Origin of the sequence: Pseudomonas onubensis (genome assembly GCF_965653655.1) — a bacterium.
GTDB lineage: Bacteria > Pseudomonadota > Gammaproteobacteria > Pseudomonadales > Pseudomonadaceae > Aquipseudomonas.
The window spans coordinates 16,890-39,664 of sequence record NZ_CBFHAZ010000038.1 but is presented as its reverse complement, the minus strand read 5'-3'; the positions used below and the strand labels follow the sequence as shown (position 1 = coordinate 39,664).

Genomic DNA, 22,775 nt, shown 5'->3' with positions numbered 1-22,775 from the left:
GATGCTGCACGTCAGTGTGCCTTGTGCTCGGTGGGGGGCGCATCGGCCTTAAGCTTATGCACGTCGCTGACCGCCAGCTCACCCGACTGACCGCCCCAACCCTGGCGCAGATAGTTGAGCAGGTCGGTCAGTTGTTGGTGATTGAGCTTGTCGGCAAAACCCGGCATCGGTTGCATGCGTTCGAACCCAGTGAATTGCTGCTCGCCGATGCCGTCCTCGATCACCCGCAACAGGTTGCGCGGATCTTCCAGGCGCAATGTGGTGTTGCCGCGCATGGCCACCGCGATGTGCGGCTTGCCCTCGCCGTTCGGCGCGTGGCAACCGGCGCACACGTTCAGGTAGTCCTGGCGGCCGCGCTGGGCGCTTGGGCTCATGGCGTCCAGCGAAGTCTCGCTCAGCACCTTGGCCACCGGTGGTTGATCGCCCAGCAGAAAGGTCGCCATGGCGGCCAGGTCCGGATCGCTAAGGCCCTGGGTGCTGTTGTGGAACACCGGGAACATCTCGTTGAACATCGTGCCCTGGGCACTCATGCCGTGCTTGAGAAAGGTGCTCAGGTCCTGATGATTCCAGCCGCGAGCGGCCAGGTCATTGGCCAACAGGCTGGGTGCCAGATAGCCATTGAGCAGGCCGCCGGTCAGGCGTTTATCCTGCTGCATTGCGCCGGGCAAGCCCCGAGGCGTGTGGCATTCGCCGCAGTGGCCGAGCACCTCGACCATGTATTGGCCACGCTGGAATGCTTCACTTTTGCCCTCGGTCGGGGCAAGTTTCACATCCTTGCCGTAGAGCATGTTCCAGCCCATCAGGCCCAGACGCACGTTGAACGGAAAGCTCAGGCGGGTAACCGGCGCCGCACGCTCGATGGGCTCGACGGTTTTCAGGTACGCATGAATCGCGTCCGAATCTGCACGGGGCATCAGGTGGTACGAGGTGTACGGCATCGCCGGGTACAGATTCGCGCCATCCCGGCGTTTGCCTTCGGTGAGCGCGGCGAAGAATTCGTCATCGGTGTACAGGCCAATGCCGTGCTCTTTGCTCGGAGTGATGTTGGTGCCATAAATGGTGCCGAACGGCGAGACAATCGGCAGACCGCCCGCAAACGGCGCGCCACCCGGTGCGGTGTGGCAGGCCATGCAGTCGGCGGCACGCGCGAGGTATTCGCCGCGTTTGACTTGATCGTCCGCGTGCGCCAACAACATAGGCGCAGCCAGGCCAACCGCCAGCGCAAGGCGGGAAAGTAGTTGCTTCATGCTTAACCCTCCTTGACCAGGCCGAGATCGGTCAGCACGTTGCGGGTCGCGTTGTAGTAACGCACGTAGCCGGTGCAACGGCAGATGTGGTGGCCGAGGCTGTCCTCGATGACCTTTTCCAGCTGACTTTTGACGATCGGCTGACGCTGCAGTTTCTCCACCAGCACAGTCGCGGCATTGACGAACCCCGGCGCGCAGTAGCTGCACTGGAAGGCGAATTCATCGACGAAGCGCTGCTGGATCGGGTTCAGCTCAGTGACTTTGCCCTGCTCGTCGCGAGTCGCGTGGCCTTCGATGGTGCGGACTTTTTTGCCTTCGAAATAGTGTGCCCCCGTGATGCAGGTGCGTACTTCTTCGCTGGTGCCGTCCGGGTTGTCGACGATCACCACACAGGCGTGGCAGATGCCCTGGCCGCAGCCGAGCCGCGAGCCGGTGAGGTTTTTGTATTCGTGCAGGTAGTCGATCATCGGCAGGTCATCAGGGATGTCCACCGGGCCGACGGATTGACCGTTGAGGGTCAGTTGAAACGGACGGTTAGCCATTGAGGGCCTCCTTGATGCGCGCAGAAGTGATTGGCAGGTCGCGGACACGTTTGCCGATGGCGTGGGCCACGGCGTTACCGATGGCGCCGACAATCGGGATCATCACCACTTCGGCAATGCCCTTGGACGGGTCGCTCGGCGACAGCGGCGGCAGGATTTCAGCCGTCTGGTTCCACACCGCAACGTGTCGAGCCATCGGCAGACGGTAACGGTTGAAGTTCCAGTCGCCCTCCCCCGGCCCGCCTTCGTACAGCGGCATCTCTTCCATCAACGCATGGCCAATGCCCATGGCGATCCCGCCTTCAAGCTGGCCCTTGACCAGTTCTTCCACCAGCACCCGACCGCACTCGACCCACGAGTGATGGCTGAGCACTTGCACGTCGGCGGAGCCCTTGCTCACTTTCAATTCCACCAGCGTCGCGACCGGGCTGTAGTAAGTCACCGCCGCGTTGTTCAACTGGGTGTCCGGGTAGTGGACGTTCTGGCGATCCAGCAGGTGGAAACCGTTGCTGGTCATCTGGGCTTTCTTCGCGTTTGGCGCGCCGTCGCCGTACTTCACGGCCAGACCGTCCAGCGGCAGGCGCTCGCGCACGCCGTCGATGCTGTAGTCGGCCTCGGCCCAGCTCCAACGGTTGAAGCCGTGCACGGTGGCGCCGGTTACCAAGCCTTTTTCGTGGGCGTGTTTGGCCAATTGCGCAAAACTCAGCGGCTGCATGCCGTTGGCGGTGAGCTTGCCGTCAACCCAATGCGCGTCTTCGCGGCGCACCACGTACGGGTTGGCCTGGCCGCCGTAAGGGCCTTGGCCCCAGATCTGCAACGCTGCCGGCCACAAGCCGTGGTTGAACAGCACCCGGGAGGCTTCACGGGTGGCGTGGCTGAAGTAGTACGCCGAGTTGGTCGCCGACGAGGCCGACGCCAATTTGCCGACCCAACGCGGGTTACGCAGAAAACCATCCTGTTCGGCCTGGCTCATGACGTAAGGGTTGCCGCCCGTGATCAGTTGCAACTCTTGCCATTCGGTTTCGCCGGTCTTCACTTGCGTGGCCGGGATGCCAATGAAATCCGCCACCACCAAGGCTTGCGAGGTGGACATGCCGGTGCCGATTTCAATGCCGATATGGCGCAACGTCACGTGGCCTTCGGCGGTGAACTCGATGCTGGCCATTGGCGCCTCGGAACCGGTGCCGAAGTCTTTTTGGCAGATGGCAAAACCCACGCCATACCAGTTATCCGGGTCAGCGGCTTCGCGGGTCTTTTTGATCTGGTCGCGGTTTTTCCAAATGTCGTGGGCAGCCGCTTTGTCGAGAATCTCGTGTAAGCGCAACGCCCCGGCAGGCACCGCGCCCTGGGTGTTTTTCATGCCCGAGAGCATGGCGTTTTTCTTGCGCAGGTCGATGGCGTCGATGCCCAGACGCCCGGCGATTTCGTCGACCATCATCTCAGTCGAGGCCATGCTTTGCAGGGTGCCGTAACCGCGCATCGAACCCGCTTCAACCGCGCGGGAATGGTAGGCCGTGACCTGCAAATCGTTCTGCGGCATGTAGTAGATCGACTGCGCCGCCGTGGCCCCAACCGCCGCCACCGAAGGGCTGTAGTTGATCCGCCCGCCGCCATCGACGTTCATCTCGGCGCGAAAAATCTGGAAACTGTGATCGTTTTTGTCCACCGCCAATTGGTAGCGGATGTCGAACGGGTGACGCTTGATGCCGCTCTGGAACTGCTCATAGCGGTCGTTAGCCAGGCGCACCGGGACACCGGCGCCGTACAACGCGGCGAGGGCTGCGTAGTAGACAAAAATGTTGTGGTCCTTGGAGCCGTAACCGACGGTGTAACCCGGGTGCATGTTCAGGTTCGCCAGGCCGAAGCGCGATGGCGCGATCATCTTCGCGGTGTCGGTGGCGGCTTCCAGCGGGCACTGGGTCGCGACCACAAAGTGCAAAGTCTTGGTGGCCGGGTCGTACCAGCCATTGCCGTTGTCCGGCTCCATCGCCGCCGGTTCAATCGACGGGGTTTTGTAGCGCTCGTCGAACACCAGCCAGTTGTCTGGCGGCGCGTCGATTTGCTGCTGCATCCGGTCGGCGTAAAACAGCCCGCGCTCGGTCAGGTTGCCGTGCAGGTCCGGCTGGGAATTCCACACTGGGCGACGGTTTTTCAGCATGGGAAACAGGATCGAATCCTTGAGACTGGCAAACTCATCTTCGTCCGCCGAGGTCGCACCGCCGACGCGCACGTAGCGGAAGCTGCCGTACGGATCACGTTCGTAGTACGGCACCTGGGCGCCGTAACGGATGGCTTTGTCATTGAATTTGAGTTTGGCCTTGGCCTGACGGAAACGCTCGAAGTCGTTCCAGATCAGGATCGCCACAGGGTGCCCGATGAACATCGGCACCTTGCCTTCCGGCAGCAGCGGATCCGGCGCGTGTTCTTCCGGGAAGACGATACCGTCCTTGTCCAGGTCGGCGGCAGTGACGATGCGGTCAGGTTGCAAGTCGGCACCAAGCCACGACAAATCGTAGCCGGCGTAAATGCGATCGGCCTTGGTTGTTTTCAGCAACATGGCATGGCCCTGCTGCTGCGGCCAGCCCGGCATGTCCTTGGCGCGGATGTCGCGGGCAAAGACCTTGCTCCCGCAGACCTTGGACAAGGCGTCGTTACGCGAGCGCGCCTTGCCGTTGTTACCGAGCCATTGCTCGGACGGCACGGTCACACTGTTTTCCATCAAGGCAGCCAGCGCCTGGCTGCTGAGCGGTGTAAGCGTCACGCTCACACCCGCCACCAGCCCGCCCTGAAGGAACGAGCGCCGGGAGATATCACGGTTGGACATGGATCATCCTCTGGGCGGTTATGGGTCCGCCCTTTTAGTTATGTACTGGGGATCTCGATCCTTGCAGGAGCGCTTTCGCCGGAAGCAAAAGGCTTGAATTGACAGTGCAAAGCTGACCGAAAGGTTAACTTTATAGGTTTCTGCGCTTGCCGCAAACAATCTGTTACAAAAACCGAGCAAAGAATCAACGCGTTGCCGCTTTGCTCTGAGTAAAAGCAAAGGTCGCGAAGGATCAGGGGAATGTCAGGATGGCTACACACGCAAAGGGATCGGCAAACAGGTCATGCCGACAAAACGAGCGGTGGAGTTTTCTAATTTTGGGGAGCACAAACGAAAAAGGGCTCGCATGAAGAATCATGCAAGCCCTTGATATCTATGGTGCCCGAACCCGGAATCGAACCGGGACGCCCTTACGAGCGGGGGATTTTAAGTCCCATGCGTCTACCAGTTTCGCCATTCGGGCGGTAGCGCGGTGTTGCAGGGTTGGGAATATATAGACCCAGGCGTCTTGATGCAAGCTGAAAGCACGGTTTTCCGCACGCGTACTAGGCGAAAAAAGTTCGATAGATCAGTAGCCTACAAAGCGTCTTCGACATCAGCCCTGGCTTTGGTGCCTGACAGCGACAGCGAGTTGAATCCATGCCGCGAACTGTTCCAAGTCTTGCGGATGTGGAGGACTATTTCGTTCGGGATGCCACATCATTCCAAAATGCAGGCGACTACAGTCCTGTATCTGTTCAACTACGCCGTCGGAACTTGTCGACAAAATTTCAAAATCCCCCGCCTCGTATGCTCCGTACCGATGGTAAGAATTGACGCTGCGACTGGTACTTCCAAACACCAAGTGATCCAAATCGACATGCTGTTCAACTGGAACCAAGCGAACACCGTGCAATGATAAAAGTACTTGCATGCCACGGCAGACACCGATAACGGGGACGCTATTAGATGCGCACCAATTCACGGCCGCCCTCTCAGTCCTGTCGCGTTCAGTGGTGATACCTGAAAGGCAATAAGGATCGCCTCCCCCGCTCAAAACTACCGCCGAGGGTTTTATACTGTCGAGGTAACTCGCCACAACCCGGGATACATTCGGGAGTGGCACACACAGGATATTGAGGTGCTGAAAGAACGTATACCACTGCAGATCAAGCATGTCATAGGTATACCCAAAAGGATCAGGCGATGCCTCGCGCATGGTGATACATAGCATTTTCATTAGCACGGTTCTACTTTTAACTCGCTACAGTCTATATGTATAAAGGAAGCGCTAGTGAGCCATCGATACTTACTTTCCCCCACTCCGATCACCGCCGGGAGCTCGAACTCCCTTGCGCGGATTGCCATGTGAGAATTCTCCCCACCAAAAGCGGTTACAAAGCCCGCTATCCCTCGGGCAAAGATCCAGTCGTAGCCAGGGTCGGCTGATTCTATTAGCACAATCCGCCCAGACAGCTCTATCACCTCAGTACCATGGACAACGCCAAGTTGGACAGCGGGTGCTTTAACCTCGCCCTTGGTAATAAAACTAGGTTGAGAAATAAACTCCTCAAACCCATATAAATCAGAAGGCCGAAATAATAAGTAGGGTGCGCGCACGCTCGAGTTATGCTCCCACAGCAACTTGTTTGCCGCTATGCGCTCCATCAGCCAGGGTCTCATTGACGCACGCTCACCTGCAGCGATAATGTCCGAGACTTGCAGATAGGATATCTGCTCTCTGTCTAACCCAAACCCCCTGCCCCATTGCAATATCCAATCTAACGAATGGGAAACGAAGCCGCTGTAAATATATTTTGAGAATTCGCGCTGCTTTATCATTTCCGCACACTTGGCCAAAAAATCGGGCCATGGCAATTCAATCCCTATGCTCCGCAAAATGTTATGCAATGTTGAAGAGTCCACAGGCTTGTCGCAAGCGTTGGACGTCACCGACGGTGGTGCCGATCTTTGCGGGTTGGCTAGGACAAAATAACGCTCGTAACCTTCTTTGTAGCTGAAGTTACGAATATCGTAAGTTCCTGGGCGCACGTGACCGTAACGCAGCAGAAATTTTTCGCCTCCCATTTCCACATGGTCGGTAGCCAATGCGTGAGAAATAGATTCAATGCGTGAGATAAATCGATCAAAAAAACCAGAGGGGACGCATCCGAGCCGTTCCAGCTCACGTAGAATTGCAGTCGCCGCAAAGGCCGCACGTGCGATCAAACTAAATCGCCAGGAAATATTTTTTTGGACAAAGGTTACGACGCCTTCAATGCCCAGATTGATGCCTCCAGCATTCAGCCCCTCCAACATCGACTGATAACCCTTGACCGCTAATATCGCGCGATCAACCTCACTTTCAGCATCAAATATATTAGAATTTATCAACCGTAGGGCCTCTACCAAAGAGGACCGGTGCTGCCAATCAACGACGCCCAAGGTACTGTTGCATGGATCAGAGATCATTAAAGGCGTGAGTACGTTTGGAACCAATGCAAACTCGACCTTGTCATGCAAATGAGGCGCTCGCTCAAGTGTCTTCAAGCAATTTAAAACGATGGAGCGCGCCGTGTCGTCGGAAAGTGAAGCTGGAAGCAACGACAGCAAACTGGCATTCAAATCTATGTAGGGGCTGCCCGCGAACTGATGCATTAATTTACGCGAGCTGAGGTCCCTGTAGCCCAACTTTGTACGCCCTTGTGCCCAGCTGGAATCGGTCATGAATAGGCAATACAGATCAAAGCTTAACGGCCTGGGTTTTATCCCTATCATCTCAGCCGGGTTCCAGTCGGGCATCACGCCGAAGGCGATTTTTTCCTGAGGGTACACAGCAGACGCGTGCATTACATCAAGGCTCGCCTGATCCAACGCCTTCTGCCCTTCGCTGCTGGCAGCCGTCGTCCACGTGTGCTTCTCGACCAATGGCCGGACCTGAAATAAAATCGGCCCATGTGAGTCAACGCCAAACTCGATATCCAGTGATGCCTCTGCGAACAAGGTGCAAATGGTATCGGCCATCTCAAAAACCAAGCCTAGGATATGCGATTTGTCCGGACGATAACCCCGTGTAAACACGGCGTTCGCGTTTACATTACTGCCGCTGGTAACATCAAACGTCGACACCGTCGACGTACTTGCCACCCAGTATTGAGGGCTGTCTGAGCGCTTCGGTGTTGTAATCACACCGCTGACACGTATTGAATTGGCCATGGGCTGAATCAGTACTTCATTAGTACTGCAAGCATAGTGACCGTACGAGGCAATAACCTCTTCTATCGCAGCTCGCAGCGCTGCGTTTCCCTGAACATCAAGGATACTGCGAAAGCAACCCGCCATCGATGATGACGATGTGTCTTCAAATACGGAACTTGACCGGACGATCAGTAAGCGTTCTACGCCAAAACTCAAGCGCACACGTTGCAGTACAAGATCGGGTTCACTCGCCCACTCGCGCACCGTAAAATACACCATCGGGAGTACTCGGACGCCGTATAACACACGTGAAATATAATCGAGTGTCTGCGCTTTAGAAGCGAATAAAATAGGTGCCTCCAAGACAGTTAAACTATCCACTTCCAGGGCCTCGCTGATTTAATTTATTGAGTGCGCGTGCAGCGATAAAGACACAATTCTACTATTGCCCGTATCTGCAACAATTAACAGACCTTCTCTCGGTGATATGACCCATCGCGGATCGTGAAAAAGAGTGTCCTGCCAGAAGTAGTAACTCCCGAGTCTGGCATCAGACAAATCTTCAGGCGCCCCGACGGACCAGAAAACAAATCCAGTAACATCAATGCAGTATACCGATCTTGAACCAGTGTCAATAAACAAGTATCTGCCGTCCCTCTCTTTTGTAATGAACCGCGGCTGCCTGATAGTGAATCGCCTCAGTGCAGTATGCACTTCTCTGAGGACGCTCCAACGCCTCAGCGTTTTGTCTGAAAATAGTAAACGGTTATTTCGAGTGTCGGCTATAGCCACTCCCCCCTCATACGTAAAGTCTGCGGAGTGTGGGTCTCCAAATGGCACATTGTTGACTTCACTTATTATGATTCCGGAATCCGTCGGTTGTTTGAAAACAAGAATTTGGGCATTTCCTGAGTCCACGACGATACAGCCATGTATCGGATCGACCACCAACTGATGGGGGTCCGCTAGTGCGTATCCTGCGGCGATTTCATCAGTGGCGGCAGAGGTAGAAGCCGACGCAGCGCCCCCCGGTAACCGAGGAATATAAGGTAGCAAGGCGCTCACAACATAACGTGCACCGGCAATATCGACTACCTGCCTGGGCCAGGGTATTTCCCCATCAACAGTCGCCACTTCAACGCCATCTTTAATGTTCAGTTCAAGCAGACGGTTATTATGACTGTCGGCAATCAGCAGTTTATCTCCGATAACGGTGAGACCTCTCGGCAGGTTTAACTTCCTCTCTAGAACCACAGGTGCAGAAGACATGTGTCGAAGCTCACCGTCTGGCTCGACTATCAACAATCTTCTGTTTTTGCTATCACAAATAAGTAATCCATTATTATCAACGCTGCAGACAGACGTCGGCCGCCATAGCGCATCGATCCTTCGCGCATCGTAGCGCGCGCGAAGCATAGACACCTGTGTGATCTTGCCGTGCGTGAGGTTAAAACACGTCAGTCGATTATTATTGGCATCGGCCACCCAAAACTCATCCCCTCGAAAATAACCACCGCGCGGGGAATGTAATATCAACTGTGTGGAGCCTTCACTAAAACCTCCACCTAAAACTTTAGTAGCTCGTTCTCCATGAGGCGAGACCAAGAATGCAACATTATCAGCCGCGTGTGTTACCCCAAACACTTTCTTTTCACGGTGATAATCAATACCTGTCACCTGCTTAAACGCCATTGAAGCAACAGCCAGACGTGCGCTGACGCCCGACTGGGTGTTGATGGCCAGAATACCGCCATCATGGACCAGGGCGATATGACCGGTTTCAAACGGGCAACCCAGTATCGGCACCACACCGACAGGAAGGTCAAGTATATTGATTGTTCTAAAGCACGTGTTGACCAACAATATTCTTTCAGCCGTCAAAATACATAAGTGCATATTATCCGCTAAAAAAATATCAATAATAATCTGCTTTGTACGCCAACTAAAAATCGGCCTGAGCTGACGGTCGTATATCTTGATAAACGTGGATTTCTCATTCAGAGCGACAATATATCGGCCCAACGCTACTGATTTTTTAAGCTCCAACTGTGTCTTACTTCCCACCTCGCGATCAGGGTTGTACGACAACCCATACTCCCAGTTCAAACGCACTTCCGGCATGGCATCCAGTTCCTCAGCACGGTGCAATACTGCCACCTGGCGATTACGTTATGGCTTATCAAAGAATGCACATTCATCATAAAGGCGATGCATGACCTCCAGATCCTCGGCTCGGTCGATTTCCCCCCAAGGGTGAATGAAAGAAATAGCGTAAAGATGCTCTCCGGCGTCTATAGCTGCACCGAATAAAGACGTCATATCCAGTTGCTTACGCTCCGACTCAGGAAAAGTCTTTGCTGCCGATAAGAGCCGGCCCCAGCCCTCTGGGGTAGTTTTGAAAATACCGGTCCACTGACCCTCGACTTCACTGACATCGTGAGGCTTACCTCCAATAACACATAAGGTGCCATCGTCACTAAGTTTTAATCTCTCAATGTCCTCCAAGGGATCAGCAAAGCGCTGTTGCCAAAGCGCCACGCCGTTTGAATCATATCCGAGTGCGATGGGATGGTTATCGCTACAAAGCCTGAGGATATCCATATGCGTAAAAACTATGTCTGCGTAAACAACCAAACACTCATGGGCCTTCAACCAGCTATCCGCCTGCTGGCATGACCAGAATATTCCGGTTTCGGCCCAGTCGGGGTTGTGAAAATGATCAGTACCATAACTTGCCAGGTGTTCCTGCCTGTAGCCTGTTACAACGGCAATACGATCAATGCCGGCCAGTCTCAGATGCCTGACAGCACGGGCCAGAAGCGTTTCTCCATAGTAGAGCGTTAACGGTTTAGGCAAGATGCTTGTCAGCTGACCCATCCGCGCCCCTCTCCCCGCAGCCAGTATGATTGCCCGCATGCAGAATCCTTTCAAAATCCAACGTTATGTAAGCGTCATTCAAATTTCTTAAAGGTCGTCTCCTGCTCCCAATCAACAATTTCCTGTTTAACCAACGGGCTCAGACCTGAGAGCAGCAGAGGGAGCTGGGTGGCCAACTCGATAATTTTATCGGTACCTGAGTCGACCACCGCCCCAACATCGTTGGCAGCCGTCAACAACGTATCGACAATTCCGGCGCCTATCGTTTGTCGATGGCGATCCAATAAACGGAAAAGCAGTTTTTCCTGCGGGGCGATTTCACCTACAGAAGACAACACGAGTGAACTGAGATGAATCAAGACGCGATAGGTGATAAAAACCAGTGTTTCTCTCTTGCAAGGAACATTGGCCTCTGCCAACCCATGAACATCTGAAATCCAACTGCGTACGGCGGACGTTTCACGTATACCTATATTGTCGATAAATACCTGATACGGAACTTTATTTCGAATCACCTGCAGCGCCTCCGCATTTTGCAATGCCAGCCCGGTGTAAAAACGGTGAAGCAAAAGTTGTGCTGGGCGGTCAAGCATTTTCCCTCGACGCTGCCGCTCCGACGCCACACCATTGACCCTGCGAAGGATACTTTGATTGCGTTCAGACACGACGCGTTGAATGGCCTCGATGTGCGTCGCCGTCGTCAACGTCAGCTGAACCTTATAATTTTCGATCGTGCGGCGATTGATGATCAGTGAATAATCCGTTGGAAAAGAAGAATCCCCTTCGGCTGAAATATCAACCAGATAGTCGGCGCCATCAACGGATGGGCTTTCAAGCCCAACAATACTGCAACCGTGCGGATAAACGACTAAAAAATCAATGTCCGATGTGGGCGTTCCGAAACCTTGTTGCAAAGAACCAACAAACAAAACTATTGGGGTGTGCTCTGTGATGGCAATCAACGGAACGACATTGGCGCTATCAATATTATTAAATGCAAGTGCATCCCGAAGTGCCGAAAGATTGTTCATCACGTATCCATTCTTGATGTGGTTTGACAGCAGCAACAGCACACTACCGACTGGCAACCTGAGATTGAAAGAATATTTTGATCTATGGTTATTCTTTACACGGTGGTGCAGAAAGCGGCGATGCAATACCTTATTAGCATATGAATTAAAAATATTAGCTGCATTCATTAAACACCTTTAGATTTGGCAGCCTCGGAATCGATGGCCTATATGGATATTCGCATGAGTCGTGGCCTTACCTCATTAGTGTCGAAAGTATCTATGGCCTCGGCGGTGGCTCGACTACAAATACAGTCGGCATTGGCAAATATCGAAGAGCTCATGCCGATTCTGGTGATACCCCTTTATTCGCTCGCATCTCTGGCAATATTATTGAACGCAGGAAGAGCGGATTTAGCGCCTTACGCGCTGATCGCGTCATTTTTGATGACTGTCACACAGATGATCCTGTTTGTCGCTGGGGACATTCTATACAATGAATATGAAGCTGGCTTACTTGAACTTCACCTCGCAGCCCCCTCTAGCTATGTGGTCGTCGTCTACCTACGTTCAGTGGTCATTTCGATCATCAGCCTCATCGGGCTTATCGAGAGCCATACCCTCGCAAGCACTGTGTTTGATTTGAATATTCCAATCCAGCATCCGGCAGTATTCTTTCTGACACTTATGTTGACACTTTTATGTGCCGCTCATCACGGCCTGTTGCTCAGTGCCGCGCTGAGCACAACCGTGACGCCCAGAACCTATCAGAATGTTATCAGTGGCCCGCTATTTTTAGTCGGGGGCATATTGGTCCCTACCACTTACCTGCCTGACTGGATCAATTTTTTTCACCGTTGGTATTCCTATCATGGGCCAGCGACTTGTTAAGGATGTGCTATGCAGCCGAACTGCCGAGCAGTTACAAAGAAAACCTCTTCGCGCTCGTGGTTATTGCGTTGATAAGTGGTGCGCTGGCTTGCGTTATGTACAGGCGCCGTACCCAGTATCTAGTTGACGGCAGTAAGGGGCTCGAATGATTGGGGCGGCCATCCGTGCTGGATTCAAGATAGGCGTCTCTGATTTCTCACGCGCCTGGACAGCGCCTACCTGGATATTTGGCTGGTCCGTTCGAATCCTCGCTAATGCTTCAGTCTGGATTTTCCTTGGGAAATTGCTCGGGTCCAATGAGACGACGACCTATTTGTTAATTGGCAACGCTACGCTGGCGGGTCCAATCGCTATCACGTGGACAATCGCCGCTGCTACATGGGAACGCATAGATGGTACGTATGTATTATTGATGGGAGCGCCCACCAATATTTGGGGCGTAATGCTCGGACGCACCAGTGTATGGTTAATAAACGGCCTGGCTACGACCTTGATGGCCTTTATCATGCTCGGAGTGCTGTTTGATGTATATCCAGCGTTCGACCGGGTTCTGCTGCTGGCCGTGTGCCTCGCCATCACGTGCGCAAGTGTCTATGCCCTGGCACTAAGCATTGGAGTAATTGCAACTGTTTACTACCGACTAAGAATTATACTCAGCAACTTAGCACACATCATATTTATGACATTTTGCGGCGTGAGTGTGCCCATTACCTTTTGGCCCGAACCGCTCGTAACCTACGTGCAGCTATTTCCTCTGGTTCACGGGCTGGAAGCCATTAGAGCTGTTTACGCGAACGCGCCCACATCGGTTATAGCGCAGCACATTGCACTTGAGCTGGGCACCGGTTGTGTGTGGTTATTAGCAAGCTATTTGATGTATCTGGCAATTAACTCCTACGGTAGGAAAGTCGGCGACGTCGGGTCGCTATAATCAAAGGGACACACCATGGACGCCATTAATACAAAGTTGCTGACCCGGGTGTATGCAAAATCCAGCAAGCTCGGCCTTCCCCGCGGCATCCATGGTTTGAACCTTGGCGTAAAACGTGGAGAAACCAAAGGCCTGCTTGGGCCAAACGGAGCTGGCAAAACCACCCTGACTAAAGTCCTGGCCACCATTCTGTCGCCAACCAGTGGAACTGCTTGCGTCCTGGGGCACGACCTTAAAACTGAAAGCGCAAAAATCAGAACTAAAATCGGTCTGGTACTGGGGGGCGATCGGGGGCTGTACCCACATTTATCAGGCAAAGAAAATCTACTGTTTTGGGCTGCACTCTACGGGCTCTATGGACGCAAGCGAAAGCATACGGTCGATACGCTGCTCGATAAATTTGGGCTCATGGATGTCGGCGACTCCAAATGCAACACCTATTCACGCGGCATGAAGCAGAGGTTACACCTTGCACGTGGATTGATCGGCCAGCCCGAATTGTTATTTTTAGATGAGCCCACACTGGGCATGGACCCGGTGGCCGCGCGTGAATTCCGTACCATCGTGCATGAGCTCAAAAGGAGCGGGATAACAATATTACTGACGACACATGACATGGCCGAAGCAGAATCGGTGTGCGACGAAGTTGTGTTTATCAATCAGGGAGTTTTATTAACCGTCGAAAGTCCCGCGAGCCTGGTTAATACTCTATTCGTCGCCAACCGTATTGACTTTGTCGGCACCCCCATCACCGCAGCCCACCTTCGAAGCATGGCCGACGTTACGACATTAGATGAAATACAGGTCGGGCACTATCGCGCCCACCTTTCAAATTCGGCAGCGGTAAAAACGATATTGCTTTTTTTGGTTTCACAAGGGGTCACAGTGCTTAATACATCCAAGCCAAACCTAGAAGAGGTGTACCTGCACTTGTTAGGCCCCAGAGGAATGTCAATTTAAGCGATAAACCGAGCCACCCTCACCACCATCAGCTATCAAGGACAGAACATGAGCGATACTTTCTCGCAGTACAATTTCAGTGCGACGCCCGATTCGTTCAAAGGTGAACACAGAAGTGCAGAACAGGTCAGGTTGTTAGTGGTAGACGCCCGCAAACAAACGATCATCGAGGATACGTTCAGCAATGTGGGTAGTTATTTCGACGACTCCGATGTACTCGCGGTCAATAATGTGGGCATGGGCCCTTCCCGGCTCAACGGCACGACCCATACTGGGTTAGAGATTGATGTGTGTTTTCTCATGCTCGACTCACCACAGACAACAAGTCTGTTGTGGGATGTGGTAATCCTCGCTGAATCCTGGCCCCCCACACTCGGCAAGTTTACCTTGGCGGACGGTTCGATTTCTGGAGAGATCCTCGGAAAAACACAAGACTTTGATGGCCCCTATTGGATCGAACGGGACAGGTATGTTGGCTTTCGGGGGCTGGTCACAATTGAACAAAGCCCGGCCGAACTGGCGGAGGTTTTGGCGGGACGTGGCAAACTCATGCACCCATGGTATACCGACCTTAATAAACTCGACGTAAAAAAACTGAATCCCGAAAATACGGTTATAAACAATGCTGTGCATGTTTCGGAACCTGCCAGGCGGATAACCGGCGAGATGTATCAAGGGTATCGGGAGCGTGGAATTACGACATTAGATTTTTCACTCGCTATGTGTTTCAGCTGGCAACAATCAAAGCCCGATACCAACCTGTCAGACTATCGAATGAATGCCGAAGAGTACGTTATACCTGACGCCTCGATTGAACAACTGAAGTCAGCGTCAAACCAAAGAAAGCGAATTGTAAGCATCGGTACGAGCGGAGCACGGGTATTGGAAAGCCTTGCCTTGCCCCCAGTCGCCGAAACAAAACGTACAGACATATTTATCTCGCCAGGTTTCAAGTTTAAATATTGCTCTTCATTACTTACTAACCTGCACAACCCCATGGGCACTCACGTCATCATGGCCTGTGCATTTGGAGGGCGCGAGCTTGTCATCGAAGCGTGCGAACAGGCTGCGAAGTCTGAAATGCGATTTGGTATCCACGGCGACTCGATGTTGATTTTGGGTGACTTCGACCCGCTGTCTTGGGACACCACCTTGTAATCACTGCATGGCAGTTAGCTACTCAAGCGGCTGCCAACCTAATCTTCCATTAATGGCGATTTGATGAAGTTACATTTTTGCGGCATCGGTGGTTCCGGCATGGCGAGCCTCGCTGTGCTTGCGTCAAACATGGGACTGGCGGTCAGCGGTTCTGACACGTCGAAATCATATCGATTAGACGCAATCAAAGAGATAACCACGCAGCTATACGATACCCACCGCCAGGAGAATGTTTGGGGGGCTGATGTGGTGGTTACATCACTTGCCGTACCCGCTGACAATATTGAAATTCAAGAGGCTCATAAACGCTCTATTCCGGTGTGGACAAGAACCGAATGCTTGGGCTTTCTCTTGACGGGCAAAAACCTGATCGCTGTGACAGGCAGCTTTGGAAAATCAAGTACCACGTCTGTTCTGTCCGATTGCTTCATGGCCAGCGGTGCCGAACCGACTGTTTACCTTGGTGCACGCTCCCGCCACTATGGCCTCGGCGCGCGAAAAGGCGATAGCGACTACGCAATTGTCGAAGCGTGTGAATACAAGAACGAATTTTTATTGCTCAAACCCAGGCACCTTATCGTTTTGAACCTGCACATCAACCATGAGGACTTTTTTGGATACGACAGAATTAAACTGACTCACTCATTCGAATGTTTGATCGCTCAAAACTATCATGCACTCGAGACGCTTTGGTTGCCTGAAGACGATATCGGCAGCCTGCCGTTGCTCCGCACGGGGCATCCGAATATTAAGACCTATGGCTTGCCTACGTCTGAATGGTATACCGAGTGCACGTACAACACGCACAGTGAAATGAGTGAGGTGGCGCTCTATCACCACGGGGTGAAGGTCGCAGAGTACACAACAGGTTTGATCGGCCGTCATACCATCAGGAATCTGGCGCCTGTACTAGGCTTGTGTCACACGCTCGGTTTTAGTAGTACGGACATAGGTAACGCGTTGAGCGTTCATACCCCGCTCGCTCGCCGGTTTGAACGGGTCATTGAATCAGAGCGCCTCACCATGATCGATGATAACGCGCGTTTACCTCAACAGGTGGAGATGACCGTCTCTGCAGCTAAAGGGATTATGCGTTCGGGAGGCAAACTCATCGGTGTACTCGGCATTTGGGGAATGCTCAACAAGAGAAACCTTGTTGCCTATGCCGGGGCCGTGGCGAAGTGCGATGTTGTGTTTGTCATGCCGTCCAGTGGCTTTGAAACAGTGAACGGCGGACTGGAACCCGTGGGCGCAGACCTTCTCCTGTGTAACGCCATCAACGCCGGCGGCGGACATGGCGTCATCTATGATGAACCTGCAGATATCGCTCAGTATTTAACGGCCCCTCAGACGCTGGTCTTGACAATGGGGTATGACGGATTCACATCTCAATTCATGGCACTGGGTCAATATTTAATGGCGCACACAGCGCCTAAACACAACCTGCTGGTCGAAGGATGACGCATGACTAACTTTAATACGATCACCCGTTGGATTTTTAGTCATGGCGACGCTGTCGATGCGGCGACCCTACTTGTTTTTGGCAGCCCCCACCACACCTTCCAACTTGCGGTTAAAGCCGTTGAGGTCTGGCATGCACAAGGCCTGCGCCACATAATAATAAGTGGTTATAACGGGGAAGCCGAAAAGCTTGGCGCGGCGATCCATCGTTTGGGGGTGCCACTGGCCGGGATACACCTGGAAACGCAAGCGAGTAACACGCTGGAAAATATCACAAACAGTAGAACCTTGATTGAGCGTTTTTGCCCCACCCCCAGTATTCATCTGTTAATGAAGCGCTACGCCTCACCTCGGGTACTCAACACCTTCAAATCTGTATTCCCTGATTGGAAAGCACGCGTTCATCATCTAGACCTGCACGAGGTCGATCAAAGCAATTGGATGCATCACGATAGCTTCAAACTCAAAGTGTTTGCCGAACTGCAAAAAATAATTACCTACTACAACAAAGGCGATATTAAGCTTGCGCCGGAGTTTATCGGACAACTGCTTAAAATGGACAGCTGGTTAAATGCTCAGCGCCTGACGCGTCCGACCGCCGCTACGCCATTCAACGCATCACCTATTGAATGCAATGTCATCCGTCGCAACGAAATGACAGTGGGTGATTTAAGGCTTGTGACTTTACACGCGCACCTCAACGCCGAGGGCGCGTCGACCGAGTTCACATCTTCAATTATCGAGCGGCCGGATGCCGTGTCCGTCGTGTGCTATGACCCTGCCGATGATACGCTGGTGATGGTTCGGCAATTTCGCGTCCCGCACTTTCTCGCCACGGGCAGGCATTCAACGCTTGAGATCATCGCTGGTTATATCGATAGCGGTGAAACACCGAGAGAAGCAGCATTAAGAGAGTTAAAAGAGGAAACGGGTCTTACACCGCAGAGACTCTTTCCCTTGCTGTCGTATTACCCTGCGCCGACGTTATCTACCGAAACGATGCATCTCTGGTGTGCCATTGTCACTTCAAGCGCCAAGGCACCACTGCTGATGCGCGAAGGCGAATTGATTTCTACAGACTCGCTGACATTTTCTGAACTCTCGGGGCATATAGCGAATGGCGGCGTTACCGATGCGCTGACGCTCATTGCAATCACTGCTTTAAATGAGCTACGCCCCTTTCTAATTTCACATGACTGAGCCCACTGTTCGCAACAGCCCTTTACATCGGCGCACGCAACGTCGCTGTGGATTACCAGAACTGCCCCCTATTTTCGCCATGACTTGTTGCGAGAGAATGTTGTGGACGCCGGTCTCGACCGAATGAAAGGCGTGCTTGAGCATCAAGCGTTGGAGTTATCCATTGGCCCGGCCGCTCAAGTCGCCACTTCGCGCTGTGCCTCACTAAGGTCGTAGTAACGAGACCAGCGCACCATCGCGCTGCTGCCACGGCCGATCACCAGCAGCAAACTCCACTGCCCACGGCGCAATCAACCGTTGCGGCGTCTGGCAGGTTTTGCGCTTGAACACGAAGTTGCGACACTTCTCGGCAAACTGCTGGCGGTTGTGCACCATGTCCAGTTCCATCTGGGCCAACTCGTTTTGGCGGCAGCGATCCATTGGTTCAAGGTCGATATTCGCTTTGCGCACGTGTTGCGCGGCGTATTTCTCATCACTCAGCGCGCCTTTGGCCGCTTGCAGCAACCAGGCACTGAACTCATTCGGGCAACGTGGGCCAATGTCCTGCACCATGCCCCACTGCTGTGCCTGAATGGCGCTGATCGGCAGGCACTCTTCGGTGAGCTTATGGGCAATTTCGCTGCCCACCGCACGCGGCAGGCTGAAGGTCCAATATTCGGAGCCATACAGGCCCATGCTCTTGTAATGCGGGTTGAGCACTACGCCGGCACGGGCGAAGACGATATCGGCCGCCAACGCCAGCATTACCCCGCCAGCGCCGGCGCTGCCGGTCAGGCCGCTGACCACCAGTTGCCGGGCGGTCAGCAGTTCCTGGCACACATCATCGATCGCCTGGATATTCGCCCACGCCTCCAGCCCCGGCACGGGTGCGGCCTGGATGACGTTGAGGTGTACGCCATTGGAAAAGCTGCCGCGCCCGCCCTTGATCAGCAGCACCTGAGTGTTGCGCGCCTTGGCCCAGCGCAGTGCAGCGACCAGCCGCTGGCACTGTTCGGTGCTCATGGCGCCGTTATAGAACTCAAAGGTCAATTCGCCGACAGGGCCGCACTCACGGTAGCGAATCGGTTGATACGCCTGTTCATTGAAGGCTTGCTGGGCAATTGAGCTTTCCAGCACGGGCACACCCGCCAGGCGCCCGGTCAACACGTGACGGGCCGGTAACTTGAAGGTCTCCTCGCCTGGCGGGGCCATGGGTTTAAGCGAGCCGACCCACACGCTTTGATCGCCGGCCGCAACCAATACCGCATCATCCTGTACCGCGAGGATCTCGCCTGGCATGCCCCGGCGTGCGTCCAGATGCGCGTCGTACAGGTAATACTGCTCGCCGTGGATACTGGCCAACACACCCGGCTGGCCGTCGGCGGCGTCGATGCTGCGCTTGATGAAGCGTGCGCAGTCGTGCCAGCTGAAAGCACGGTCAACCTGCTTCATGTTCGGCTGCAAGCGCCCGATGACGATGGGTTGCGTGTAATCCAGCGGCGTGGGGAGCACACCACGGGTGAATTTCTCCACCACCTCGCGGATGCAAGTGATCGCCGCATCACTCACCAGGCCGTTATACAACTCGGACTTGCGCACCTCGGCGGGCATGTCGAACTCACAGGTCGACCACACCGGCCCCGCGTCCATCTCCTCCACCGCCTGCAATGCGGTGACGCCCCAGCGACGGGCCTGCTGGGTGATGGCCCAGTCCAGCGCGCTGGCGCCACGGTCACCGACAATCCCCGGATGAATGATCACCAGCGGGCGGTCGAGGTTGCTCCACAGTTGCTGCGGCACGCGGTCCTTGAGGAAAGGGCAGATCACCAGATCGGCGTCGGACTCCTCGATTTGCCGGCACACCGTGGCTTCATCGGTGAACAGCACCACGCTGGGGTCAAACCCCGACTGGCGCAAGTCCAGCCAGGCCCGCTGGGTCAAGCCGTTGAATGCTGAGGACAACAAGATGATCTTCAATGATCGCATGGCAGACTCTTCCTTGAGGTGCACGGCCACAGGCTCGCATTGAGCCGTCCCTGGCCTTTGATGGAAGCACAAGGTTAGAAGGCCTGCCAGGCGGACTACCTGATCGAGATCAATCTTCGGTCAGCCAAGGGTGAATTGCAGCGCAAGAACCGGAGTTTCGGCGACTTGGCGCCTGCCTACACTGGCGCAAAAGCACAATGACCGAGGTTTTCATGACCCCACTTGCCACCGCCCTGGCACGCCTGGATTGGCAAACCATCGGCCTGGAACTCGACCGAGAAGGTTTCATCGTGCTTCCCGGCATCTTCGAGTTGGAGGTCCCAGGCTTGTTCGCCCACCTTCTGAACGGGTTTTACCCTCCACTGGCACAGGTTGCCAACCAGTGGAACGACACCCTGCAACTGCCCTGCCGCTTCCCTCCCCAGCTCACTGACTTTCACGCTCAGTGTCGGGCCGTCGGGCAGCAGCAAGCACTGCCCCAGCTGACATGCCTGCGCAAAGATGAACACTTGGCGCTGGGGCAAGATGCCGAGGGCGAGTACCTATTTCCGTTTCAACTGGCCGGCGTGCTGTCTGCACCCGGCGAGGATTTCAGCGGCGGTGAATTTATCCTCACCGAGCAACGCCCCAGAATGCAATCGCGGCCGATGGTGGTGCCGTTGCAGCCCGGTGATCTGGCGGTCATCACCACGGCGCACCGCCCGTTCAAGGGCAGCAAGGGTTACTACCGGGTGAATATGAAGCATGCGATCAGCAGGGTCCGAAGCGGCGAACGGCACGGTTTTTTGCTCAGTTTTCACTTAGGCATTCACTTAGGTGTTGGGGCGGCCCATGACTGCTGAGCGCCTGTGGCGGCTGTTGGGCAGCGATGGTCAAGCCTACTCAAGCGCCGAACCGGGCACGCTGGGTGGCCATCGACGCGGCAAACGCTACGGCCTGCTGGACTGCCGCGCGGCGCTGCACGCCATCGCCCGTGGTGGTTATGTGCAGCACCGGGTGTTTTTCCTCAATCAAGCCAGCGCCATTGCAGCGGGCTATCGCCCTTGCGCCGTGTGCATGCCGGCCGAGTATCACCAATGGAAACGTCAGCAGCCTTTATGAACACGCACCTGGAACACCTCGATTGGCCAACGATAGAAGCGGCCCTGATGAACGACGGCTTCGCGCTGCTGCCAAGACTGTTGACTCGGCAAACCTGTCAGCAACTGGCGGCGCTCTATGCCGATCAAAGCCACTTTCGCAGCCGCATCGTCATGGAGCGTTACGCTTTCGGGCGTGGTGAATACCAATACTTTCGCTACCCGCTGCCGGCGCTCGTCGACAACCTGCGCTCGCGCCTGTACGAGCGCCTCGCACCGGTCGCCAATCGCTGGCACGCGGCGTTGAAGATCAATCAACGATTCCCAGACACCCATGCCCAATTCAAAGCGCTATGTCACCAGGCCGGCCAATGCCGGCCCACGCCACTGATGCTTCGCTATCGGCAAGATGACTACACCTGCCTGCATCAGGATTTGTATGGCGAGCAGGTGTTTCCATTCCAGGTGGTATTCCTGCTGGACCAGCCGGGCCTGGACTTCGAAGGCGGTGAGTTCGTCCTCACGCACACCGGTTCCAGCAAACCCGCACGGGCTGAGGTGGTCCCCCTCGAACAAGGCCAAGCGCTGATCTTTGCCGTCAACAGCCGCCCGGCAAGTTCCGCGCGTGGTTTTTGCAAAGTCAGCGTGCGTCATGGGGTGAGCCGCCTGCATCGCGGAGAGCGCCACACGCTGGGGATCATTTTTCACGATGCCAAATGAGTGCGGTCATTGGGTCGCAATTCTGCTTTTATGTGGGAGCAGCCCTTGGATTTGGCGCCTATAACTGCTGTAGTGAAAAAACCACCTGACGGAGCATCACTATGAACCCGACGAAAACCGCATTGGTCCTGATTGAATTCCAAAACGACTTCACCACTGCGGGTGGTGTGTTTCACGACGCAGTCAAAGGCGTCATGCACAGCACCGATATGCTGGCGAACACTGCAACCACCGTGCAACAGGCGCGCAAGCTGGGCGTAACGATCATCCATATGCCGATCCAGTTCGCCGATGGCTACCCCGAACTGACGCACCGCTCCTACGGCATTCTCAAGGGTGTGGCAGACGGCAGCGCCTTCCAGGCCGGCAGCTGGGGCGCCGAAATCACCGAGGCGCTGAGCCGTGAGCCGGCTGACATCCTGGTAGAGGGCAAACGCGGCCTCGATGCGTTTGCCACCACCGGCCTGGACCTGGTGCTGCGCAACAACGGCATCCAGAACCTGGTCGTCGCAGGCTTTCTGACCAATTGCTGTGTCGAAGGCACGGTTCGTTCAGGCTATGAGAAAGGCTACGACGTGGTGACGTTGACCGACTGCACCGCCACCTTCAGTGATGAGCAACAACACGCCGCCGAGAATTTCACCCTGCCGATGTTCTCGCAAACGCTGAAACACACCCAGTTTCTACAGGCGTTGAGCGCCCAATAAAAAAGGCGGCGACTCATCGCTGAGTC

The 22,775-nt window shown here is 54.6% G+C and carries 19 protein-coding genes and 1 tRNA gene; 10 read left to right on the top strand and 10 right to left on the bottom strand.

All coding sequences use genetic code 11. The features are described 5' to 3' along the window. Positions 1–11: 11 nt before the first annotated feature. From ACTD9P_RS14785 to ACTD9P_RS14745, 9 genes are all read right to left on the bottom strand, one after another. Positions 12–1,247 carry a c-type cytochrome gene (locus ACTD9P_RS14785; protein ID WP_438868238.1) on the bottom strand — a complete coding sequence of 412 codons (1,236 nt, stop codon included), beginning with the start codon at positions 1,245–1,247 and terminating at the stop codon, positions 12–14. A gap of 2 nt (positions 1,248–1,249) precedes the next feature. Then, positions 1,250–1,789, bottom strand: coding sequence for a (2Fe-2S)-binding protein (locus tag ACTD9P_RS14780; RefSeq protein ID WP_138817807.1), 540 nt, complete (start codon positions 1,787–1,789; stop codon positions 1,250–1,252). After that, positions 1,782–4,613, bottom strand: coding sequence for a xanthine dehydrogenase family protein molybdopterin-binding subunit (locus tag ACTD9P_RS14775; protein ID WP_438868237.1), 2,832 nt, complete (start codon positions 4,611–4,613; stop codon positions 1,782–1,784). The genes ACTD9P_RS14780 and ACTD9P_RS14775 overlap by 8 nt, the downstream gene beginning before the upstream one ends. A gap of 376 nt (positions 4,614–4,989) precedes the next feature. Then, a tRNA-Leu gene (locus ACTD9P_RS14770) sits at positions 4,990–5,076 on the bottom strand. Between the two features lie 132 nt (positions 5,077–5,208). Then, complete coding sequence (locus ACTD9P_RS14765) at positions 5,209–5,769, bottom strand: gamma-glutamyl-gamma-aminobutyrate hydrolase family protein (protein ID WP_438868253.1); 561 nt, start codon at positions 5,767–5,769, stop codon at positions 5,209–5,211. A gap of 62 nt (positions 5,770–5,831) precedes the next feature. Then, positions 5,832–8,171 carry a PEP-utilizing enzyme gene (locus ACTD9P_RS14760; RefSeq protein WP_438868236.1) on the bottom strand — a complete coding sequence of 780 codons (2,340 nt, stop codon included), beginning with the start codon at positions 8,169–8,171 and terminating at the stop codon, positions 5,832–5,834. A gap of 18 nt (positions 8,172–8,189) precedes the next feature. Next, entirely contained in the window at positions 8,190–9,911 is a 1,722-nt protein-coding gene (locus ACTD9P_RS14755) for an NHL repeat-containing protein (protein WP_438868235.1), read from the bottom strand. 48 nt (positions 9,912–9,959) lie between these two features. Next, a complete protein-coding gene (locus ACTD9P_RS14750) occupies positions 9,960–10,706 on the bottom strand; it encodes a phosphocholine cytidylyltransferase family protein (protein WP_438868234.1) in 747 nt (248 codons plus the stop codon). A 35-nt stretch (positions 10,707–10,741) separates the two neighbouring features. Beyond that, positions 10,742–11,866: a nucleotidyltransferase domain-containing protein gene (locus ACTD9P_RS14745; protein WP_438868233.1), complete on the bottom strand. Its 1,125-nt coding sequence runs from the start codon at positions 11,864–11,866 to the stop codon at positions 10,742–10,744. A gap of 54 nt (positions 11,867–11,920) precedes the next feature. Between ACTD9P_RS14745 and ACTD9P_RS14740 the strand changes: the two genes are divergently transcribed. From ACTD9P_RS14740 to ACTD9P_RS14715, 6 genes are all read left to right on the top strand, one after another. Further along, entirely contained in the window at positions 11,921–12,568 is a 648-nt protein-coding gene (locus tag ACTD9P_RS14740) for an ABC transporter permease (RefSeq protein WP_438868232.1), read from the top strand. A 145-nt stretch (positions 12,569–12,713) separates the two neighbouring features. Then, a complete protein-coding gene (locus tag ACTD9P_RS14735; protein WP_438868231.1) occupies positions 12,714–13,499 on the top strand; it encodes an ABC transporter permease in 786 nt (261 codons plus the stop codon). Positions 13,500–13,514: 15 nt separating this feature from the next. Further along, positions 13,515–14,459 (top strand): ABC transporter ATP-binding protein, encoded by a 945-nt coding sequence (locus ACTD9P_RS14730; protein ID WP_438868230.1) that lies wholly within the window; start codon positions 13,515–13,517, stop codon positions 14,457–14,459. Between the two features lie 48 nt (positions 14,460–14,507). After that, the gene (locus ACTD9P_RS14725) at positions 14,508–15,617 is read left to right on the top strand and encodes an S-adenosylmethionine:tRNA ribosyltransferase-isomerase (protein WP_438868229.1); all 1,110 of its coding nucleotides are present in this window, start codon (positions 14,508–14,510) and stop codon (positions 15,615–15,617) included. 63 nt (positions 15,618–15,680) lie between these two features. Next, positions 15,681–17,078 (top strand): Mur ligase domain-containing protein, encoded by a 1,398-nt coding sequence (locus tag ACTD9P_RS14720; protein ID WP_438868228.1) that lies wholly within the window; start codon positions 15,681–15,683, stop codon positions 17,076–17,078. 3 nt (positions 17,079–17,081) lie between these two features. Beyond that, positions 17,082–18,278: an NUDIX domain-containing protein gene (locus ACTD9P_RS14715; RefSeq protein WP_438868227.1), complete on the top strand. Its 1,197-nt coding sequence runs from the start codon at positions 17,082–17,084 to the stop codon at positions 18,276–18,278. A gap of 204 nt (positions 18,279–18,482) precedes the next feature. Here the strand turns inward: ACTD9P_RS14715 and ACTD9P_RS14710 are convergent, their stop codons facing one another. Further along, complete coding sequence (locus ACTD9P_RS14710) at positions 18,483–20,243, bottom strand: hydrogenase maturation protein (RefSeq protein ID WP_438868226.1); 1,761 nt, start codon at positions 20,241–20,243, stop codon at positions 18,483–18,485. 212 nt (positions 20,244–20,455) lie between these two features. On the opposite strand from ACTD9P_RS14710, the gene ACTD9P_RS14705 reads away from it, so the two are divergent. The 4 genes from ACTD9P_RS14705 (at position 20,456) to ACTD9P_RS14690 (ending at position 22,749) form a co-directional block, all read left to right on the top strand. Then, entirely contained in the window at positions 20,456–21,085 is a 630-nt protein-coding gene (locus ACTD9P_RS14705; RefSeq protein ID WP_438868224.1) for a 2OG-Fe(II) oxygenase, read from the top strand. Next, positions 21,075–21,344, top strand: coding sequence for an Ada metal-binding domain-containing protein (locus tag ACTD9P_RS14700; protein ID WP_438868223.1), 270 nt, complete (start codon positions 21,075–21,077; stop codon positions 21,342–21,344). Before ACTD9P_RS14705 ends, ACTD9P_RS14700 begins: the two co-directional genes overlap by 11 nt. Further along, a complete protein-coding gene (locus tag ACTD9P_RS14695; RefSeq protein ID WP_438868222.1) occupies positions 21,341–22,042 on the top strand; it encodes a 2OG-Fe(II) oxygenase in 702 nt (233 codons plus the stop codon). Before ACTD9P_RS14700 ends, ACTD9P_RS14695 begins: the two co-directional genes overlap by 4 nt. Before the next feature lie 101 nt (positions 22,043–22,143). Next, positions 22,144–22,749 carry a cysteine hydrolase family protein gene (locus ACTD9P_RS14690; protein WP_438868221.1) on the top strand — a complete coding sequence of 202 codons (606 nt, stop codon included), beginning with the start codon at positions 22,144–22,146 and terminating at the stop codon, positions 22,747–22,749. Positions 22,750–22,775: the final 26 nt, after the last annotated feature.

Excerpts from the sequence above, each read along its gene's own strand:
- ACTD9P_RS14740 (WP_438868232.1), top strand. The coding sequence starts at position 11,921 with ATGAGTCGTGGCCTTACCTCATTAGTGTCGAAAGTATCTATGGCCTCG.
- ACTD9P_RS14750 (WP_438868234.1), bottom strand. The coding sequence starts at position 10,706 with ATGCGGGCAATCATACTGGCTGCGGGGAGAGGGGCGCGGATGGGTCAG.
- ACTD9P_RS14700 (WP_438868223.1), top strand. The coding sequence starts at position 21,075 with ATGACTGCTGAGCGCCTGTGGCGGCTGTTGGGCAGCGATGGTCAAGCC.
- ACTD9P_RS14785 (WP_438868238.1), bottom strand. The coding sequence starts at position 1,247 with ATGAAGCAACTACTTTCCCGCCTTGCGCTGGCGGTTGGCCTGGCTGCG.
- ACTD9P_RS14715 (WP_438868227.1), top strand. The coding sequence starts at position 17,082 with ATGACTAACTTTAATACGATCACCCGTTGGATTTTTAGTCATGGCGAC.
- ACTD9P_RS14720 (WP_438868228.1), top strand. The coding sequence starts at position 15,681 with ATGAAGTTACATTTTTGCGGCATCGGTGGTTCCGGCATGGCGAGCCTC.
- ACTD9P_RS14730 (WP_438868230.1), top strand. The coding sequence starts at position 13,515 with ATGGACGCCATTAATACAAAGTTGCTGACCCGGGTGTATGCAAAATCC.
- ACTD9P_RS14725 (WP_438868229.1), top strand. The coding sequence starts at position 14,508 with ATGAGCGATACTTTCTCGCAGTACAATTTCAGTGCGACGCCCGATTCG.
- ACTD9P_RS14735 (WP_438868231.1), top strand. The coding sequence starts at position 12,714 with ATGATTGGGGCGGCCATCCGTGCTGGATTCAAGATAGGCGTCTCTGAT.
- ACTD9P_RS14765 (WP_438868253.1), bottom strand. The coding sequence starts at position 5,769 with ATGCTTGATCTGCAGTGGTATACGTTCTTTCAGCACCTCAATATCCTG.
- ACTD9P_RS14775 (WP_438868237.1), bottom strand. The coding sequence starts at position 4,613 with ATGTCCAACCGTGATATCTCCCGGCGCTCGTTCCTTCAGGGCGGGCTG.
- ACTD9P_RS14695 (WP_438868222.1), top strand. The coding sequence starts at position 21,341 with ATGAACACGCACCTGGAACACCTCGATTGGCCAACGATAGAAGCGGCC.
- ACTD9P_RS14705 (WP_438868224.1), top strand. The coding sequence starts at position 20,456 with ATGACCCCACTTGCCACCGCCCTGGCACGCCTGGATTGGCAAACCATC.
- ACTD9P_RS14745 (WP_438868233.1), bottom strand. The coding sequence starts at position 11,866 with ATGAATGCAGCTAATATTTTTAATTCATATGCTAATAAGGTATTGCAT.
- ACTD9P_RS14755 (WP_438868235.1), bottom strand. The coding sequence starts at position 9,911 with ATGCCGGAAGTGCGTTTGAACTGGGAGTATGGGTTGTCGTACAACCCT.
- ACTD9P_RS14780 (WP_138817807.1), bottom strand. The coding sequence starts at position 1,789 with ATGGCTAACCGTCCGTTTCAACTGACCCTCAACGGTCAATCCGTCGGC.
- ACTD9P_RS14690 (WP_438868221.1), top strand. The coding sequence starts at position 22,144 with ATGAACCCGACGAAAACCGCATTGGTCCTGATTGAATTCCAAAACGAC.
- ACTD9P_RS14710 (WP_438868226.1), bottom strand. The coding sequence starts at position 20,243 with ATGCGATCATTGAAGATCATCTTGTTGTCCTCAGCATTCAACGGCTTG.